Annotated in this window: 15 protein-coding genes and 1 pseudogene; 8 read left to right on the top strand and 8 right to left on the bottom strand. The window is 46.6% G+C overall.

Going from position 1 to position 19,426, the window contains the following annotated elements:
- Nucleotides 1-259 precede the first annotated feature (259 nt).
- Complete coding sequence (locus RGU72_RS19190) at nt 260-1,006, bottom strand: class I SAM-dependent methyltransferase (RefSeq protein WP_322121268.1); 747 nt, start codon at nt 1,004-1,006, stop codon at nt 260-262.
- Between the two features lie 265 nt (nt 1,007-1,271).
- Between RGU72_RS19190 and RGU72_RS19185 the strand changes: the two genes are divergently transcribed.
- From RGU72_RS19185 to RGU72_RS19165, 5 genes and pseudogenes are all read left to right on the top strand, one after another.
- On the top strand, nt 1,272-2,828 hold the full coding sequence (locus RGU72_RS19185; protein ID WP_322121267.1) for a Do family serine endopeptidase: 1,557 nt from the start codon (nt 1,272-1,274) through the stop codon (nt 2,826-2,828).
- Nucleotides 2,829-3,024: 196 nt separating this feature from the next.
- Complete coding sequence (locus RGU72_RS19180; RefSeq protein WP_322121266.1) at nt 3,025-4,530, top strand: RHS repeat-associated core domain-containing protein; 1,506 nt, start codon at nt 3,025-3,027, stop codon at nt 4,528-4,530.
- Nucleotides 4,531-4,891: 361 nt separating this feature from the next.
- Nucleotides 4,892-5,326, top strand: a complete 435-nt coding sequence (locus tag RGU72_RS19175; protein WP_322121265.1) for a hypothetical protein — start codon at nt 4,892-4,894, stop codon at nt 5,324-5,326.
- 616 nt (nt 5,327-5,942) lie between these two features.
- Nucleotides 5,943-6,377 (top strand): annotated as a pseudogene (locus RGU72_RS19170) (IS3 family transposase); the annotation flags it as partial.
- A gap of 135 nt (nt 6,378-6,512) precedes the next feature.
- Nucleotides 6,513-7,112: a hypothetical protein gene (locus tag RGU72_RS19165; protein WP_322121264.1), complete on the top strand. Its 600-nt coding sequence runs from the start codon at nt 6,513-6,515 to the stop codon at nt 7,110-7,112.
- 523 nt (nt 7,113-7,635) lie between these two features.
- Here RGU72_RS19165 and RGU72_RS19160 read toward each other — a convergent pair.
- From RGU72_RS19160 to RGU72_RS19150, 3 genes are all read right to left on the bottom strand, one after another.
- Nucleotides 7,636-8,556 carry a peptidylprolyl isomerase gene (locus RGU72_RS19160; RefSeq protein ID WP_322121263.1) on the bottom strand — a complete coding sequence of 307 codons (921 nt, stop codon included), beginning with the start codon at nt 8,554-8,556 and terminating at the stop codon, nt 7,636-7,638.
- A gap of 159 nt (nt 8,557-8,715) precedes the next feature.
- Nucleotides 8,716-10,245 carry an ATP-binding protein gene (locus RGU72_RS19155; protein WP_322121262.1) on the bottom strand — a complete coding sequence of 510 codons (1,530 nt, stop codon included), beginning with the start codon at nt 10,243-10,245 and terminating at the stop codon, nt 8,716-8,718.
- Nucleotides 10,242-10,970 carry a response regulator transcription factor gene (locus RGU72_RS19150; RefSeq protein WP_322121261.1) on the bottom strand — a complete coding sequence of 243 codons (729 nt, stop codon included), beginning with the start codon at nt 10,968-10,970 and terminating at the stop codon, nt 10,242-10,244. The genes RGU72_RS19155 and RGU72_RS19150 overlap by 4 nt, the downstream gene beginning before the upstream one ends.
- 638 nt (nt 10,971-11,608) lie before the next feature.
- Here RGU72_RS19150 and RGU72_RS19145 point away from each other — a divergent pair.
- The 3 genes from RGU72_RS19145 (at nt 11,609) to RGU72_RS19135 (ending at nt 13,440) form a co-directional block, all read left to right on the top strand.
- A complete protein-coding gene (locus tag RGU72_RS19145; protein ID WP_322121260.1) occupies nt 11,609-12,076 on the top strand; it encodes a hypothetical protein in 468 nt (155 codons plus the stop codon).
- 89 nt (nt 12,077-12,165) lie between these two features.
- Nucleotides 12,166-12,531: a cysteine rich repeat-containing protein gene (locus RGU72_RS19140; protein ID WP_322121259.1), complete on the top strand. Its 366-nt coding sequence runs from the start codon at nt 12,166-12,168 to the stop codon at nt 12,529-12,531.
- Nucleotides 12,532-12,579: 48 nt separating this feature from the next.
- The gene (locus RGU72_RS19135; RefSeq protein ID WP_322121258.1) at nt 12,580-13,440 is read left to right on the top strand and encodes a sterol desaturase family protein; all 861 of its coding nucleotides are present in this window, start codon (nt 12,580-12,582) and stop codon (nt 13,438-13,440) included.
- A gap of 177 nt (nt 13,441-13,617) precedes the next feature.
- Here the strand turns inward: RGU72_RS19135 and RGU72_RS19130 are convergent, their stop codons facing one another.
- The 4 genes from RGU72_RS19130 to RGU72_RS19115 form a co-directional block, all read right to left on the bottom strand.
- Nucleotides 13,618-14,940, bottom strand: a complete 1,323-nt coding sequence (locus RGU72_RS19130; RefSeq protein WP_322121257.1) for a TolC family outer membrane protein — start codon at nt 14,938-14,940, stop codon at nt 13,618-13,620.
- Between the two features lie 158 nt (nt 14,941-15,098).
- Entirely contained in the window at nt 15,099-15,422 is a 324-nt protein-coding gene (locus RGU72_RS19125) for a rhodanese-like domain-containing protein (RefSeq protein ID WP_322121256.1), read from the bottom strand.
- A gap of 17 nt (nt 15,423-15,439) precedes the next feature.
- The gene (locus RGU72_RS19120) at nt 15,440-16,087 is read right to left on the bottom strand and encodes a protein-L-isoaspartate O-methyltransferase (RefSeq protein WP_322121255.1); all 648 of its coding nucleotides are present in this window, start codon (nt 16,085-16,087) and stop codon (nt 15,440-15,442) included.
- Nucleotides 16,088-16,253: 166 nt separating this feature from the next.
- The gene (locus tag RGU72_RS19115) at nt 16,254-19,424 is read right to left on the bottom strand and encodes an efflux RND transporter permease subunit (RefSeq protein WP_322121254.1); all 3,171 of its coding nucleotides are present in this window, start codon (nt 19,422-19,424) and stop codon (nt 16,254-16,256) included.
- Between the last annotated feature and the right edge of the window lie 2 nt (nt 19,425-19,426).

The following is a 19,426-nucleotide window of genomic DNA, read 5'->3' as shown; positions in this document are numbered from 1 at the left end:
ACTCTTTTCAACAGTTTGGTCCAGCAAGACAGACACAGCTATTTTTTGGCTTAAACCGAGATTTTCCGTTAGGATTTGAGTTGATGACGGATGCACTTTTCGAGGCAGTTTTGATGCGAGTTTGTTGCAAATAAGGCGCTCATGGCAAGCCATGAGCAACGAAGAGCGTCAAAAATGACCGGAAATGCGCCGTCAGCACTCAAATAGCACCTTCGGTGCGCCTAATGGAAAATCTCGGTTAATCCCTAATACTTAATGTTCATTGACTGCTAGCGATAAAAGTGTGGATGTCAAAATTAATTTTGACAGTTTCGTTAGTCTCTGTATTTTGGATCTTCGCCAAGAATTCCTCAGCGTACGCGCTCCCGCCTTGTTTATCGATATATCGTGTCACATAACTTGTAGACAAAAAGAATAACCCGACCTCCAATGGTGTCAGTTCTATGATGTTTGAAAATATATGTCGTTCGGCTGAAGCAAATCCTCCTGACGAATCAATTCGTTCTAGGGTGTCATCGTAACTGGTCAGCCGGACGTCACGGTATTGGCTCCATTTCGTGACGAGCTCCTTTTCTATCAGATCACGAAGCGGACCATATGCAACTGGAAAATCATATTTATACGCGCAGAACACTCCTTTATTTTTTAGAAGTGACTTGATTCTTTGCAAGACAATATCCCGATCCATCCAGTAAAACGAGGTTGCGCTGGTAATCAGGTCAAACTTCTTTTGAGAGGAATATTCCTCTGCTGGGGATACGCTAAAGCGAATTGCAGGATAGTTAAATTTGGCCTTCTCAATCAAGTTTGCGCCAATGTCAGCTCCTTCAACATAATTGAAATACGGTGCGAGCCTGATAGTCGAAACTCCATTTCCACACCCAATATCCAACGCAGCGTCAACACCTCCACACCGGCTCACCAAATCCCGATACAGCGCCTCGGGGTAGGCGATCTTTGCGCGGACTAGGTTGTATGCATCTGCATACTGATCAAACTGTTGCATTAAGCAATCTCCAATAGCTTTGGCTATATTCGCCCTTGTTGAGAAAATTTATCAATGAACCGCTGTGACTTACCAACGATAAATGTATGAAGCACCAGCAAGTATGACAGTTATGGGGGGGGAATTACCAGAGGTTATTCGATGCGAACATGCAATTCTCTCTTAAGTCTAATTTAAGTTTGTTCTTTTATTCTGCAGATGTCCCCACATTTTTAGGGCAATTTCCTTGCACTGATTTGTACAGACCTGCTGAATAGGAGCAAACATGAAAGCTAAAGAAATTACCATCGCATTAGTCGCCGCTGGCGTCTTATCTGTCGGCACCGCCAACGCATTCAACTGGAATGCATCTGACTGGTTTCATAAAAAAACGGATACTGCCCAAGCAGACACTCCGGGCACTATCGCCGGTTCGGCGATACCCTCATCTCCAGCAAGTACACCGCAAAATACGCCGTCAGGCACAAGCGCCACAGCGCCTATCGTTCCCATCACTGCGCCCAATTATCGTTCCATTGTTGAGCGTTATGGCTCTGCCGTTGTGGGTATCAATACCGAAGCGATGCATAAAACCAGTATGGAAGATTCGGACGGTGCATCGGGTGATCCGTTCTCTCAGTTCTTCCGGGGTTTGCCCGGTATGCAGGGCATGCCAGGTTTTAATGGTCAAGGTCGTATGCAGCCACATAATGTGCCTGTGCGCGGACAAGGTTCAGGATTTATTTTGAGCAAAGACGGTTTAATTCTAACCAATGCGCATGTCGTAAATGACGCTGATGAAGTCACGGTCAAATTAAGTGACCGTCGGGAATACAAAGCCAAAGTATTAGGCAGCGATAAAGCGACCGATATCGCAGTACTAAAAATCGACGCTAATAATTTGCCAGTAGTCAGTCTTGGCGATACCAAACAACTTGGCGTTGGCGACTATGTTCTAGCCATCGGCTCCCCTTTCGGCTTTGAGCAAAGCGCGACTGCTGGCATCGTCAGCGCAAAAAGTCGCTCATTACCTGGCGACGGTTATGTACCATTTATCCAGACCGACGTCGCAGTTAATCCCGGCAATTCGGGCGGTCCCTTGTTTGATGCCAGTGGCAATGTGGTTGGCATCAATTCACAAATTTACAGCCAGACTGGCGGCTATCAAGGCGTTTCATTTGCGATCCCGATTGAGGTTGCTTTAAACGTCAGCAACCAGATCGTCAAGAGCGGCAAAGTAGTCCACGCCAGATTAGGGGTAACGATACAAGAGCTGAACCAAACTCTGGCTGAATCTTTTAAATTAAAACAACCCGATGGTGCCCTGGTCGCCAATATCGCACCCGATAGTGCAGCGGCCAGAGCCGGACTAGAGCCTGGTGATGTGATCCTTAAATATAACGATCAGATCATTAAGCGATCCGGTGATTTACCGGCACTGGTTGGCATTGGCAAACCCGGCGATAAAGCGACGCTGCAAGTCTGGCGCGCTGGCAAGGCGATTGAACTATTAGCCACGCTGGATACCGCAAAAGATGTCGCCATGAACGAGGATGTATCCCCAAGAAACCAAAATAAAGGCAGGCTAGGTGTTGCGGTTCGCCCATTAACATCCGATGAAATTCGGCAAGCAGGATTGCCATCTGGTTTAGTGGTAGAGCAAGTAGGCGGTGCCGCCGCCCGCGCAGGGATCGAGGCTGGTGATGTGATTATTGCTGTCAACGGTGCCAACGTAAAATCAGTAACGCAACTTCAGTCACTGGTCGCCAAAGAAAATAAGCAGTTGGCTTTGCTGATACAACGAGGCGACGCGAAGATATTTGTACCTGTGAACTTGGGTTAAAAAGAAGTTGAAAGGGAGTTAGCGTAACTCAAGAAATACATCAACTGTTTGCTCAATAAAAAATGCCCTTGTGATATTGCAAGGGCATTTTTTATTTTTAGGACTTTCGCAAACGCCACGACCTCTCAACACAGAGCTATCGCGAAACAGCAAAGAAAAAGAAAGGCAGGTTTTCGCAGCACTCCTGATTTTCTCAGTGTCTCTGTGTCTCCGTATTGATTGGAGTCTCGGGTGCCCCACGGTCTTAAGCAGCATCACCCTCGTCAAAGTCGAATACTGGCACAAAGACCATCTGGGCAGCCTGATCGCCACCACCGACCACACGGGTGCCGTGACCGCACGCTACTCCTACGACCGGTTTGGCAAGCGTCGCACAGCCAGTGGCAATTACGACGCCAATGGTCAACTCATCATCGACTGGACCACCAACACCAACAACGGCACAGATCGCGGCTACACCGGTCACGAGCATCTGGATGATATGGGCGTCATCCAGATGAACGGCCGTATCTATGATCCGCTCTTGGGACGCTTCATGCAGGGTGATCCGTTTATTCAAGACCCGTCGAATTTACAAAACTTCAATCGTTATGGGTATTGCTATAACAATCCGATGACTTGTACCGACCCAACAGGACAGTTATTTGGTATTGACGACATGTTCTTTGTTGCTTTGATTGCGATATGGGGCGCAGAGAAGGCCGGCATTATTGATGCCAGAACCGCCAGACAAATCACAGCGATCGCTTTCACGATTGCCTCTGGGGTGCCGCAAACTTTTGCGGAAGCTGCACAAACTGGCTTTTTTAGCGGAGCCATCTCCAGCGGGAACTTGAAAGGTGCGTTACAAGGAGGATTCACTGCGGGTATGTTCTATGGGGCGGGGAATGTTATCGGCGGAGGTAATTTTTTTACAGGGGGCAGCGGCACACAATGGACAGTGGCTGAGGGGGTGGCGCTGCATAGTGTTGTTGGATGCGTGACTAGTGTTGCAAGCGGTGGGAAGTGTGGACCTAGGGCTCTGAGTGCAGCGTTCACCAAAGCGATCGCCAGTACCGATTTTATGAAGAGTGTTACTGATTCAGGTGATAGAGTTACTGGAACACTGGTCAGTGCCATTGTTCGAGGTACTGCATCAGTGTTTGGTGGTGGTAAATTTGCTAACGGTGCGCAAACCGCTATCTTTAGTTATTTGATGAATGAGGTTGCCCATTGGAAGCAAATGGAACGGGCAAGTGCACGAGCTTTAAGATATCTCGGTTTTAAGGTTGAGCAAGGAGTAAAGCTACTCGTCACTTCCGCAGACGGCACCTCAAGGATTATGATTGCAGACAGTGTTGCCATGAAGGATGGCTTGTTAATTATTACTGAGGTAAAAGATGGACTAGGGGCAAAACTATCGGCGGCACAAAAAATGATTTTTGAAATTGCCAAAGATGAAGGGACAATTGCTATCGTGTCCAGTGATAGGGCTGGTAGGCTTGGGTTGGAGGCTAGGGTCAATTTAATTGAACAAACTACTTTTATTCAACGAATCGCAATTTCTTTAGAAGCTAATATTGCTAATAAAGCGGCTGGTCAATTAACTAGAGTTCTTGGGACAGACGGAGCTGCCACAATTTTTCGGGTTGCTAAAATTGCGACTGGTTTAATGGCAACGATAACGATTGAGTTAGCAACACACTCTGACGACGTGCATTAAAGATTGTATATATGACTTCAAAAAAATTAAAATTTCAAAATTCTCGAGGATTTGTGAAAGTATGGGGCACACCTCAACCATCGACGTTAGAAGAAATATTTTCTTATTTGAATATGAACGGTTATTCGGGACCAGTTTCGTGGAGGGATCCTGCGGCCTTGAATTTTGTGAAACAGATTGATTTGAACTTTTTTTTGTTTTTGCTATCTCTGGTGTTTTTCAAGACCCAGCCGGAATTTTTAATTTTGACATTTCCATTCAAATCTGCTCCAAAAAAATTGGAGAAATTGAATTACTACTTGATTTATGGGAAGTCGATAAAAGGTTCGTTGAGAGCGCTTTTTCATTTCCGAAATCTGCTTTGTTCCAAGTCACATTAAGCCACCTTAAATGGAATTGTGTGCCTGGAGGTAACCCCTGCTGGACCTCTCATTCCAATAATAGTTCTGCTAATTTGGAATTTAATCAATGGGTAAGGGACTGGGAGCAATTTGGTCTACCTTTTACTGAGCGCATAAAAAATTCAAACGATGTAGTGGCTGTATACTTTGATATAAAAAAATATCGAAAAAATTCCTGGGTGAAATCAGATGGACCGCAGCACTATAGCTTTTTTGAGACAGGAATTATTTTGCTGTCTGAAGAGATGCGACATCAGGAGGCTATGGAACTGTTTAAACTTTGGGTAGATGACACAGAAAAATCTAAAGAATTTTTAAGACCGAGAAGTTTGGAATTTATTCAGCGAAGAATAAGAAAAATAAATGATTGGTTAAGTTTAAAACAGCAAGCGTAGCGTGCACACTCCCGTAGGGGGCGCCATGCGCGCCGCTTCAGATGCTAGCGTCCCTCTCTAAGCCCATCGTTTTTCCATCAGTGGTGCGTATGACGCACCCTTCGCTGGAGATCCGATGGGTATGGTTTGTCAGAACCTAGGCTGCGTACCGCCAATAAGCATCAGGTAATCAGAGCATATAAACCTGGATCCGCACCCCGAAAATAGCAAAGCTTCATGCAAGGCAATATCACATACTCCCCCGTAGAGATAAAAAAATATGCCTTATTGCCCAATTATTATATAGACAATTAAAACATACATAGTGGGAGTATATTCATTCAGATGGCGAAGCAAGAATAGCCAACAGCCGTTCGCTTCGATGATCGATCTGGCAGTTAATGATGTTCATTCACCGAACTTTTTGCTACGTCGCTCCTGCGAAGGCAGGAGTCCAGAGGCGTTCGTTGATTGACCGGCGACACTGGATTCCTGCTAAGGACATGCAAGAATGACAGGCAGCAAGCGTAGCGTGCATACCCCATAGCGGTGTGCGCCCTGCGCACGGCTTCAGATGGTAGCGTTTCTTTCTAAGCCGATAGTTTTTCCATCATTGGTGCGTATGACGCACCCTTTACTGTTCAATCGGGAAGTGATCGGGTGGTCGCTCAAGCCACGCATGACAACTGACATCGTGACAGATGCGTTGACGATGGCGTGGTTTCGCCGCCGACCAGACGCTGGTGTCATGCATCATTCAGATCGCGGTAGCCAGCACGCCAGCCATGCATTTCAGGGAAAGCTCAAGGAATTTGGCATGATCTGTTCGATGAGCCGTAAAGGTAATTGCTGGGACAACGCGCCTACTGAAAGCTGGTTTAATAGTTTCAAGAACGAGCGCTATCATGGCGTACGGTATGCGACTCATGCCAAAATGAAGGCTGCCAGCTTCGACTATATAGAAGTCTTTTATAATCGAACCCGCCAGCATTCAACACTGAACTATCAGTCGCCAATTAAATACCTTGATCGCTGGAGGAATGCACAAAATCAGAAAGAACACGCTGCATAATATCCACCTGATGGAAGACGAAATATCGAGGCAACCTCAGTATCTAGAGAACCTATTCCTTAATGCCGACAAACCCGCATAATTTTTCATAAGCCTTAAAGTCGTTATAGCCGACATCTCATTGGATATTTAAACATGAACATCACTATCCTCTTCCCTACCCAAACAGAAGCAAGCCAGTTTCAACGTGATGATGTATCCACGATGATTTCTGGCGTAGGCCTGACTGCGACCGCGCTTGCGACGATGAAGGCAATTCAGCAATATCAGCCGGAGTTGATCATCCTCGCGGGGATCGCTGGGGTTTATCCACATGCGCCATTCAAAAAATATGATGTGGTATTAGTAGAAACAGAGGTCGAAGGTGATTTGGGATTCTTCACTAAGACTGGTTTTGTACACATGGCACATTTACCCATTGAGATGGAGTTTGAGCGACGCCATACTTTGGCTTGTCCACATCTGCCGCTTAATTCACCTTTCCGGCTGGCAAAAAGTATGTCACTGAATGCGGCATTAGCGCCCTTTGTTGATGTGCAAAATATTGATATAGAAAATATGGAAGGTGCAGCTTTTTTCCATGTCTGCCTACAAGAGCAACAAAAGTTTTTAGAGCTGCGGGCAATCTCTAACATTGCACAGATTGGCGATGATGATTGGGATATGCAAGGCTCAGTCAAAGTGCTCACTGAAGGATTGCATCAGCTGATTGATATTTTGCAGGAGCAAGGCTGAGCGTATAGTCATTGAATGCATCAAACTTTTTACTTAGGACTTACGCAAAAACGGAAAGCTACTCGCTGGCATTCCCATGAAACCAGATGGCTTAATATAAAACATCAAGACCTCTCACCACAGAGACACAGAGCCACAGAGAAAATCAGGAGAACAGCGAAATCCTGCCTTTCTCTTTCTTTGTTGTTCCTCTGTGTCTCTGTGCCTCTGTGGTGAGGGGTTTTGTTTTTTGCGTAAGTCCTATTACTTTTATTACTTACGTAAAATTGTCCCTGCAACGCAGTTGGGGCGGTTTTGCGTAAGACCTATTGATTATGCTGATACGATGGTCACGTAATATGCCACGTACCGCACTCGACTGGCCTGCACTGAATAAATTTGCTGACTTAATGTGTACACGTCCAAGCTGGAAAGCGCTGTATCAAAAACAAGGTTTGACGGATTGGACAGGCTGGTAATACGGATTATTTCAGGGAATAAAAAAGGAGCCGAGGCTCCTTTTTTATTCCCTGAATATCGAGAATTACTTCTTTACAGCATCAGCAGCTGGTACTGTAGCGGCTGGAGTTGAAGCTGCCGGTGTACTTGCCGGAGTTGCTGTCACTGGCGCATTCACCATTTCGATTTTAGCTTTTGTGCGGATATCGTCGATCAATTTTTTCAAGCTTTCTTGCTGGGCTTGTTGCTTCAATCCTTCTTTAACTTCGTCTAATGCCGGAACGACTTTTGCGCGAGAGTCTTCTAACAAAATAACGTGGTAGCCGAATTGTGATTTAACTGGCTCTAGCGTGAATTTGCCTTTTTCTAATTTAGCTACCGCTGCGCCAAATTCTGGCACCATGCGTGCCGGGTCAAACCAGCCTAAATCACCACCGCTAGCTTTGGAACCTGCGTCCAGCGTTTTTTGCTTCGCCAGTGCTTCAAATTGGCTCGGGTCTTTTTGTAGCTTAGCGATAATGTCTTTCGCTTCGGCTTCTGTCGCTACCAAAATATGGCGCGCTTTATATTCGTTACCACCAAGTTTGACTTTGATTTTTTCGTATTCTGCTTTGAGCATGTCATCGCTGATGACATTAGTCTTCAAATAATCTTGAACATACGCATTAGCCAAAATCGATTCTTTGGTCAACTGAGTCTGATCGATCACTTCTGGTGTTTTATCCAAACCCTTTTTAACGGCTTCTTGCGCTACCAGATATTGCAACGCCAAATGATCAATGATCTCTTTGCGTGATTCTGGCGTGTCGGGCTGGCCTTGGGCTGCACGTTGCTTGACCATTAAATCGACAATGCTTTGGCTAATTGGCGTGCCATTGACGGTAGCAGCCGCTTTGGATGGAGCAGCAGCCTTGGATGCATCTTGTGAATTACAAGCAGTCAGGATTAGTAAAGAAGCAGCACTAGCTAACAAAATACGGGTATCAACACGGGACTTGATGAACATCTTTAGATTTCCTCTATAAGGTAAGTAATTGTATTCGGCTCAATATTCAGCTTGAGTTCAGCTCAAATGATAAATGCAGAAAGCCGCATATATTAGCAGCATTGCATGGCATTGCTCAAAATTGGCAAGGAGATTGTATTTAGGATGGGTAGTCAATCCTTACGCCAGAGGGAAAAACAGTAGCACTTGCAAACCTGGTGCAGCATCTTGCAATAACATCTTGCCGCCGTGTCTTTGCATGGTGCGTTCTACTATCGCTAAGCCCAAACCGGTTCCTGGCAAGCCCCGGTCTTGCGCACCGCGAGAAAAAGGCTTGCGTAACAAATCTCTCTGATCGGCAGCAATACCTGTGCCGTGGTCGCGCACTGCCAATAAGGCAAATTTCTGCTCCTTGGTTTCTTGCAAATATAAACGCACCAGGACAGGCGCTTGACCATATTTAGTGGCGTTATCTAATAAGTTAGCGAGCATTCTCTCGATTGCGATACTACTGGCTGGCGCTATCCATAACGCAGCGCTGGATTCGACGCTTAAGCTGACGTGATCGTAGTCACCGGCACTCAGCAGACGCTGTGTTAGTGCGCATAAATCGACCCGTTCTTCCATCGGTTCGGCCTCGGCACGAGCAAGGTCTAAAAAAGAACCAACCAACTTATCGGCAATCTGAACATTGCGCACAATGCTGTCGCGTTTATTGTTGACTTCTGAAGTCTCGGGTAGCAGCTCGGCAGCCATACGAATGCGGGCAAGCGGCGAGCGTAAATCATGCGAGATCGCAGCTAACATCAAATCTCTTGCGGTATCTTGCTCTGCTCTTTGTGCTGCAAATTCTGCAAATTGGGCGGCTAACTGACGCACTTCTGCTGGCCCTGTGTTTGCTGCTTTTGCTGCTTTTTCTATATCTGCTGACCGAATATAGGAAGTCGCATGGGGTTGATTACTTTTAGCAGCAAAGGCCTTAACGCTGCGCTGTAAATCTAATAAGGGTCTGGCAATACGCCGGCTTAACCAGGCAGAGGCCACAATAAACACTAGGATAACAATGAGGAATCCAATCAAACCACGCCGGCGGATGTCGGGCCCCTCTAGCTCGCTTTGTACGCCGACCCAAACCGGCTGAGCACTGGTTTGCAATTCTAACCATGTGGTAGTGTTTCCTGTCTCACCGCTAACCGCCAGACTGATCACAGGAATGCCTTGAGCATTTAGCTCAGAAATCAGAGCACGGTAGCGCGGCACTAGCGGCATTGGGCTGGCAGAAAATGGCGGCGGGCCGGGGATTAAACTAATGTCTGCCGTGACGGTTTTAGTATTTGGCAGCCTTGCTGGTTGACCGTCGCGTAAATTTTGTTGTACCGGCTTGAGCGCCTGCGCCCATAACGGGGCTGTTGAATGAGCAAAAATATTGGCTTGCTCATTAAATAGCAGGACAACAAATATGACCGTCAACAAAATGCCCACAGTGACTTGGAGTAAAAAAATCCGCGCGAATAGTGAGTCAAACAAAGAATCAAACCTTGAGTAAAACCATTTACTGAATAATTTATAAAATCTGCCGGCAAAGCTCTTGCTTGGACTGATTGTCTGCGCCAGATTTACAGGCTGAATTGTCGACTGACTAATGGGTGGCTCCACAGCCTCATTCATAGAGTTTTGGTCTGAGGGCGACCTGTTGATTTTCTCGCTCATCTCGCGCTGCCTGTAAATACATAACCTTCGCCTCTGACGGTCTCTATCCACTCACGTCCATTGAGTGCGCTACGTAACTTTTTACGTAGTCTAGCGACTTGTACATCAACCGCTCTGTCCAGCGGCATGTAGCTGCCAGGCTGTACCGCCGCAGACAAAGCATCGCGTGACACGGTAACGCCAGGTTGGCTGGCCAAGGCGACTAATAGCTTAAATTCATTCGACGTCAGTTGTAAAATTTGCGGCTCGCGTTCAGCCGGATCAGTGTAAATTGCCCGCCTTGCCATTAAATCCAAAGTCAGGCCATCAAACTGCAATTGGGTACGCTTGGTGAAGACCCTGACCCGACGTGCAAGCGCACGTACGCGGGCGACCAGTTCCCGCGGCTCAAATGGTTTAGCCAGATAATCATCGGCACCCAGCTCTAATCCCAAGACACGATCAATCGGATCGCCTCTGGCAGTCAGCATCAGAATAGGCAAATCATTCCCCGACTCGCGCAAGCGACGGCATACGTCTAAGCCATTCGCATCAGGTAACATCAGATCTAACAGCAAGACATCCGGTTGATAAGTCGCCAGCGCCGCCATACCGAGTGCGGCCGTCGCTGCGCAATGCGTTTGTATCCCTTCGCGCAATAGCAGCTCGCTGGTCATTTGCGATAACTCAATATCATCATCAATCATTAAAACTCTGGTTGGCTCTGCACGTGCGAACATTTCCATAGATGCTTCCCAATTGAATGAAATCAGAATCTGCATTGGTAGCAATGCGATGTCGCAGTAAAGCGCATACGGCACGCGGTAGTCAAGTGGGGAGGTTGATGCTAAGTCGATTTTTTACTTTTGGGATTGCATTCGAATAAACACTGTTCGATAAAATAGTTTCAGCAGGCTCAGGATTGCTTTTTAAGTAATTTTGTAAGGCCAATATTAATATACTCCCCATTATTTCTATGAAAAATGGCTTATTGCCCAATTAATCAATGGACAGATTAAATATACTTGCCTGGAGTATAAATATAGCACCATACAAGCGTCCTACAAAAAATTGATAAGGGTGACAGATAAAATTTTCCCGATCAACGCCTGAACACCACCTAAGCAGCAGCTGAGCAGCACCTAAGCAGCACCTAAGCATACCCTGCCACTACCTGGCATAGCGACTTATCCTCCTATGAGTTTGATTTGTGTCACCGCTGACATATTTTGACATCGGATGTCAAACACAGAAACCTGCCTTGCTCCTAGAATAAAGTCTGCTTATTTCACTTCTTTTATTTGTTTTTTTATTTGTTTTTTTATTTATTAACAGGCCTTCACTAACTGGGCTCAGTTAACAAACTTAACCACCGGAGTCAATCATGAAAACAGCTCGGATTTCTAGCTTTACAGTTGTATTAACCGGCACTTGCCTACTGATTACTGGCCTGACTATCGGCACAAGCGCATCAGCAGCAGAATTTACCGGACGCCATGGCAGTACCGCCAGCGCCAGCGGCGTAGTGCTGCCGAACCGTCAAGGCGGTGTATCGGCCGCCGGGCAAGTCACCGCCAATGGCGCACGAGGCGGCACAGCCAGCGGACAGGCAAATATCCAGACTAACGGGCAGCAAAGCGCTACCTATAGCGCGAATGGCTCCGGAACGACGGCAAACGGCACAAGTTATAGTGGCACCAGTAGCGGTAGCTCCAGCTATAACAGTAGCACCGGTTACGCTGGCAATAACACCACTACGGTGAACGGCAAAACAGTGAATACCAGTACACAAAACGGAGCAACGACAGTGTCTTCCGCTAAGGGGACAAAGACTTTTGGTAGCCGTCACTAAATCAGATATTTTTAATATCTAAATCGAATAACCATCGCAGCGGTTTCAAGACCCATACACAATAAATCATCAACCAACGGAGCCTCATCATGCAAACTCAACGCGTCTCTATATCCACCTTGATGAAGATGTTGACAGCCAGTCTTTTTATACTCGGTGCAGCACATAGTCGGGCAGAAGATGCTGGCTCAGTACAAAAAGCCTGCCGCGCAGATTTCTCTAAGTTCTGCCCATCGATCAAACCTGGCGGTGGCCGTTTAGCCGGATGTCTGAAGGAACATCAAAGTGAATTATCTGCGGGCTGCCAAGAAAAAATGAAAATAGTGTCATCCTGTGGCGAACAAATCAAAGAGCTTTGCGGTAAAGAATCTGATCCTAAAAAAATCAAACAATGCGCTAAAGAACATCGCAGCGAATTTAATGAAGAATGCAAATCCTCAATCACAGACAAATAATTTTTACTTATTTTTTAAGTCATCAATGCCAAGGCGGTGAGCCACATGATGCGTAACGAATTGACGACACAACTGATCAGCGCAAAGACCTTGCCCTGGATTTTTGGCTTGCTATTAATTATTCTTCTGGCGGCCACTATCGAGGGAATAGTGCTAACGTTTTATAGTAAAAAATCCTATGATTGGCGCGCCTATGCGGCGACTGCGGCGGATATGATCATCCGCCAATTGATTGATGCATCGGGTATTTCTATCGCAGCACCAATACTGTTTTTTGCCTATACACATCGGATCAATACGATAGAACTTTCTACGCCTTTTGCATTTTTTTTACTATTCATCGGACAAGAGTTTTTTTACTATTGGTACCACCGTACGTCGCATACAGTGCGTTGGTTTTGGGCGACACACTCGGTACATCATTCGCCGAATGAATTGAATCTGGCTGCGGCTATGCGCTTGGGCTGGACCGGTAAGCTGACAGGCACCAGTTTATTTTTTACGCCATTAGTCTGGTTGGGATTTGCACCGACAACGGTATTAGCAGTAGTGGCGATTAATCTGCTTTATCAGTTTTGGATACATGCAGCGTGGATACCAACGTTGGGGCCGTTGGAGTGGGTACTGAATACACCAGCCCACCACAGCGTGCATCATGCATCGAATCCTGAATACCTGGATTGCAACTACGGCGGCGTCCTGGTTATTTTTGATCGCCTGTTTTGCACCTTCAGACAAGAGCAAGCTGGCATACAAATACGCTACGGCTTAACTGAAAGATTGTATAGCTACAATCCAATAAAAATTGCACTATATGAGTGGAGTAAATTAGTCAGAGATCTGTGGTCGGCAAAGACTTGGCTTATGCGAATAAAAATATTGTTTGGACCACCTGGTACGGTCGATTAGGAATACGGCAGCACCACTAACACGATCCACTCTATCAAGCCTGGAACATCAACATCATAAGTCCAACATAGCAAAAAAATCGCTTCTTAAAACCGGATCATTGCAATTAGCAAACCCAATTTTTAAGAAGCGAAATAAAGTGCAGTCAATCTGCTGCACAAACGATCCGGCTAAAAATTAATGTAAAAGCAAATCGTTAACCTCGATCAGATCAGCTTCTTTTAAAGTACCGGCAGCCGATTTAAGACGCAGGCCGTTCATGATCGTGTCGTAACGCGCTTTCGCCAAATTTTGACGTGTGGTATACAACTGCTGCTGCGCATTCAAAACGTCGATATTGATACGTACACCAACCTGATAACCTAGCTTGTTGGAATCCAATGCCGACTGCGAAGAAATCTCAGCTGCCTCATACGCTTTTACTTGCGCCAGACCGCTAGTGACACCCAGGAATGCTTGGCGGGCATTCTGTGCCGCTGTGCGGCGAGTGAAGTCCAAATCGCTTCTGGCTTTATCTTCTAATGCGATGGATTCACGTACCCGGCTGTCGACTGCAAAACCAGAGAACAGTGGAATATTCCATTGCACACCGATCGAATTCGATTTAACAACACCGTTACCGTTAAGTGAACTATTGCCGCCATTAGAATTACGACCGGAACTGGCAACCAGATCTAGCGTAGGATAATGACCGGCGCGGTTTCTGGAGATATCACGGCGTGCGATCTCTAACGAAACTTGTGATGCGACTACACCATAATTTTGCTTCTCAGCGGAACTCACCCAGTCGCCAATCTGCGCCGGTTGTGGCGAGCTAATTTGAATACCACGTTTGAGTATCGCCAGATCTCCGGCTTCTTTACCAATAATTTGTTGCAAGGCTGCGCGTTTGATTTGCAGATCACTGATACCAGCAAACTCTTGCGCTACCGTCAAATCGTAACGTGCCTGCGCCTCATGCGTGTCGGTAATGGTGGAGGTACCGACTTCAAAATTGCGCTTGGCTGAAGCCAACTGTTCAGAGATCGCCGCCTTTTGAGCTTGCAAAGTTTCCAGAGCGTCTTGCGATGTCAGCACATCAAAATAAGCTTGACCAACTCTGACAATTAAATCTTGCTGCGCTTGTGCAAATTGCGCATCGCTGGCTACGACCAATAATTTACCTTGCTCATATTGCTGCCAGTTTGCCCAACGAAATAAGGGCTGGGATAAAGCTAAGCTATAGGTATTGGTGTAACCCGTACCCTTACTCGTAAACGGCGCGTCGGGCTGAATTTCTGCCGTGGTACGAACATCACTACCGCTCAAAGCCACGCTGGGCAACAAGCCTGCGCGTCCCTGCACTACTTTTTCTAAGCCAGCCACTTGCGAAGCGCGCGCACTGCTGTATTGCGCATCGTTCGCCAATGCATCTTTGTAGATTTGCAGCAAATCAGCGGCACTGGCATCGAGAGTCAGAAAAACACCGGCGATCAGTGTGGCAATGATGGGATTACGCATGTAACACTCCGAAAGAGTAAATAAGTAGATAGGTAGGTAGTAAAGTAAATGATAAAAATCAGTAGTACAGACGTCAGTTAAAAACTTTGCTCCACAAGCTGTAGTAAATTAAGTCGAAATTCATCAAACCGAAATTAATCGAAACGAATTAATTAAAATCAATACACCGGCATTGCGTTATCCACCTGCTGTGCCCAGGCATGCACACCGCCGGTCAGATTGATCACATTCGTAAAATCATGCTGCTCTAAAAAATGTGCGACTTGCATACTACGAGCACCATGATGGCAAATACAAACAATACTAAGGTCTGAATCAAGCTCCTGATGTCTAACCGGAATACTCTGCATCGGCATCAATACCGCACCGGGAATATGACAAGTTTCGTACTCCCATGGTTCCCGTACATCGAGCAGTAAAGGCGGTGTTTTTGTTTGATCCGCTAACCAGATGGCCAATTCAGGCGCTGTCATATGTTGCATGAGCCAATTCCTATTTTTTAAAATTTAAACTTGGATGCAGGCACAGATTGCGGCAACGCCGGTACGACTGTTTCAAACAAAGTCGTGGTCTTAAATTCTGTTGCTGATTCACGCAAAATAAGTTGCGCCGACATCGCAGGAGCCTGACCTGCGATCACAAACAAACGACCACCGACATTCAATTGCTGTTGCAAATGCGGAGGCACAATTTCTAGCGAACCACTGACAACGATCACATCATAAGTATTGTTATTAGCGATTAAGCCGTTGCCAACAATCACGGTGACATTAGGAACATCGTTCTCACGCAGATTATGTTTGGCAGTTTCTGCCAGCGCTGGATTGGTTTCAGTCGTGGTGACATGGTGTGCCTGATGCGCCAGCAAAGCGGGCAAATATCCAGTGCCTGTACCGATCACCAAAACTGACTCCTGTTTTTTAACAAACAGTTCTTGCAAAATACGTGCTTCGAGTTTTGGGCTCAGGGCAAAAGTGCCGTCCGCAAGCGGTAACTCGGTATCAAAAAATGCCAGGCTTTTTTGGCTTTCCGGGAAAAAGTTTTCACGCTTACAAATGATCAATAAATTTAAAACATCCAGATCCAGTACATTCCATGGACGGATTTGCTGTTCTATCATGTTAAAACGGGCTTGTTCGATATTCATATTGTTCACTCTGTCGCATTAATGATGGGGAACCCGCATTTTATCAAAGCGCGCTGCCACATAGAAGAATCCTTCAATCACTACACTCACTACACTCACTACACTCACTACACTCACTACACCTGCTGTACCGCTACTGCTTCAATTCTGAGTAAAGATAATTTGTTCAAGATAGCCATTTCTTTTTAAACCATTCACCTAAATCGTCCAGATAGGTGTACATCACCGGCACAACCACTAACGTCAATAAGGACGAGGTGATAATGCCGCCAATCACTGCCTGCCCCATAGGTGCTCTTTGCTCTGAACCCTCGGTCAAGGCAAATGCCAGCGGCACCATGCCAAATACCATTGCCAGGGTGGTCATCAAAATAGGGCGCAACCTGACATGAGCGGCCTCTAACAAGGCATCAATCCGGTTCATCCCGTCCCTCCGTGCCTGATTGGCAAAATCCACCAGCAAAATCGCATTCTTGGTCACCAGACCCATCAACATGATGAAGCCGATAATGGAAAACATATTCAAGGTCGACCGGAAAAACATCAGTGCCAGGAAAACACCAATCAGTGTCATTGGCAAAGCAGTCATAATCGCAATCGGCTGCAAGAAGCTGGCAAACTGCGATGCCAAAATCATGTAAATAAAAATCACTGCCAAAGCCAGTGCAGATACGGCATAGCCAAAGGATTCCGCCATATTTTTAGACGCTCCGCCCATCTGATAGCGATAACCTGGCTGCCATTGCATGCTGTCTAAAATCTTCTTGACCTCGGCGCTAACTTCTCCGGCAGAGCGCCCGACGACGTTGGCTGACAGCTCAACCTCACGATTTAAATCCCGGCGATTAATCTGATTGGCGCCAGTCGATGCCTGGATATCAGCGACCTGACGCAAAGGCACCATCTTGGGGGAACCATCGGCATTGGTTTGAGAACTTGCCAACATCAAGCGTGATAAATCGTCTTGGTTGTTTCTATCGCTAGGCGACAAACGCACTGATACATCATAATTTTCATTATCTGGTGCGCGCCAGGTGGTTGCGGCTTCACCCGCTAATAAAGGTCGCAAGGCATTCCCAATTTGTGCCACGCCAACACCCAGATCAGCGCCAATATCACGTTTAGGCTGAATTGAAATCGTCGGCTTTTCAGCCTTCAAGCTGGAGTCCAGATCAACCAATCCCGGAATGGCGCGAAGGCGGCGCTGCACGTCTTCTGACATGATGGCTAATTGCTTGAGATCGGTACCAAGCAAGCTAAACCGGAGTTGTTTGTTGTCACCACCCACGCCGTCCAGTGCGCCGATATGCGTGACGGTAATGCCCGCGATCTGCGTTAAGCGATTACGCAATGGAATCGACATCTGCGATGTGCTTCTAATGCGATCTTTACGCGGGACTAGACGGATGTATGTCGTCACATAACTTTTACCTTGGGCGGAACCAGTATTGACGGTGCTATAGGTATCCAAGACTTCTGGAAATTCTTTCAACACCGACTCAACTTGATGCACCTTGGTCTCGGTCAGTTCTAAGGAAGAACCAACTGGAGTATAAAAGGTGATGCCCGTTTCTGAGTAATCTGCTTGCGGAATAAACTCTGATCCTATCAGGCCACCAATAGGAATTAATAAGCCACCAATAAAAGTCAAAGCGGCAATGAGCAAAGTCATGATGCGATGCTTGAGCGACCACCTGAGCATGTTCTGATATGCCGCAGAAAACCACTGTACACCGCGCTCAAATTGCTCTAACACACGACCGATGGTATTGGCGTAAAACCCTTTGCGCCCCTTGCTAGCTTTATCTTCAGCATTGGCATGGACATCAGGATCTGGCCAGATCGACGACAACATAGGATCTAGGGTGAAAGAGACGAACATCGAGATCAATACCGCCGCCGTCACCGTGATACCAAACTGATGGAAAAACCGGCCAATAATGCCGCCCATGAAACCTACCGGCAAAAATACCGCGACGATAGAGAATGTCGTTGCCAGCACCGCCAAACCAATTTCAGCAGTGCCTTCTAAAGCGGCAGTATGGTGATCTTTATACTTACCATTCACCTTCATGCCGGCATGGCGCACGATATTCTCACGTACGACAATCGCGTCATCAATCAACAAGCCAACGCAAAGCGATAATGCCATCAGCGTAATCATATTGATGGTGAAACCAAACATATCCATGAATAAGAAAGTACCGATCAAAGCGACTGGCAAAGTTAAGCCTGTAATCACCGTTGAGCGCCATGAATTCAAGAAGAGGAAAACAATCAGAATAGTCAGTGCAGCACCCTCGATCAGGGTTCTACGCACGTTTTCTACACCGACACGTATCTGGCGAGAACCATCTTTAATGACTTGTACTTTGACACCGGGATATAAGGCTTTGAGCTGCGGCGTCAGATTCTTTAATGCCTCAGCCAAACCATCGGCAACTTCTATGGTGTTTTGTCCCTGGGCTTTTAAAATATCCAGCGCCAGAGTGCGTTGGCCGTTGTAAAGCGCCAGACTTTCTTGCTCTTCTTGTCCGTCAATAATGGTAGCTACTTGCGACAAAAAGACCGGTTGCCCACCGCGCTTGCTGACGATAATCCGACCAAAATCGGCAGGATTTTTGATACGTCCTTGTATCTGTACTACCTTCTCATTATCTAAGGAACGTATTGCACCTGTTGGTAATTCCTGGTTTTCATTTTTTACTGCATTGATAACTTGATCGACACCCAGGCCCAAGGCTTCCATCTCATTCGGCTTGATATAAATCTTGATCTCACGTTTGACGCCACCGACCAAAGTAACAGAGCCGACGCCGCGTACATTCTCTAAACGCTTTTTTACGATCTGATCGCCGATTGTGGTCAACTCACGGAAATCTCGTTTCTTAATCGTGTCGTCGTTAGTCACTGACACCGAAAAAATAGGTTTATCAGACGGGTCATAACGTGTCACCCGTGGCTCTTTGACTTCCTTTCGAAATCCCGACTTAATCAGTGCAACTTTTTCACGCACGTCTTGTGCGGCTTGTGCCGGGTCAATGGTTAAATCGAACTCCATAATCACCACAGAACTACCCTCGTAAGAACGCGAGGTCAGAGCGCTGATGCCATTGATGGTGTTAACCGATTCTTCTACTTTGCGGGTGATGTCCGACTCGATGGTTTCCGGCGACGCACCCGGATAATCGGTCTGGATGACGACCACAGGAAAAGTAATATCAGGGAACTGATCCACCCGTAAACGCTTGTATGAAAACAAGCCCAACACCACAAACGCCACCATCATCATGGTCGCTAAGACTGGGTTGCCAATACTAATACGCGTAAACCACATGG

It is taken from the genome of Undibacterium sp. 5I1, from assembly GCF_034314085.1.
In the GTDB taxonomy this organism is placed as follows: domain Bacteria; phylum Pseudomonadota; class Gammaproteobacteria; order Burkholderiales; family Burkholderiaceae_D; genus Undibacterium.
The sequence above is the reverse complement of the archived record's forward strand: the minus strand, read 5'-3'. Positions and strand labels throughout refer to the sequence as shown.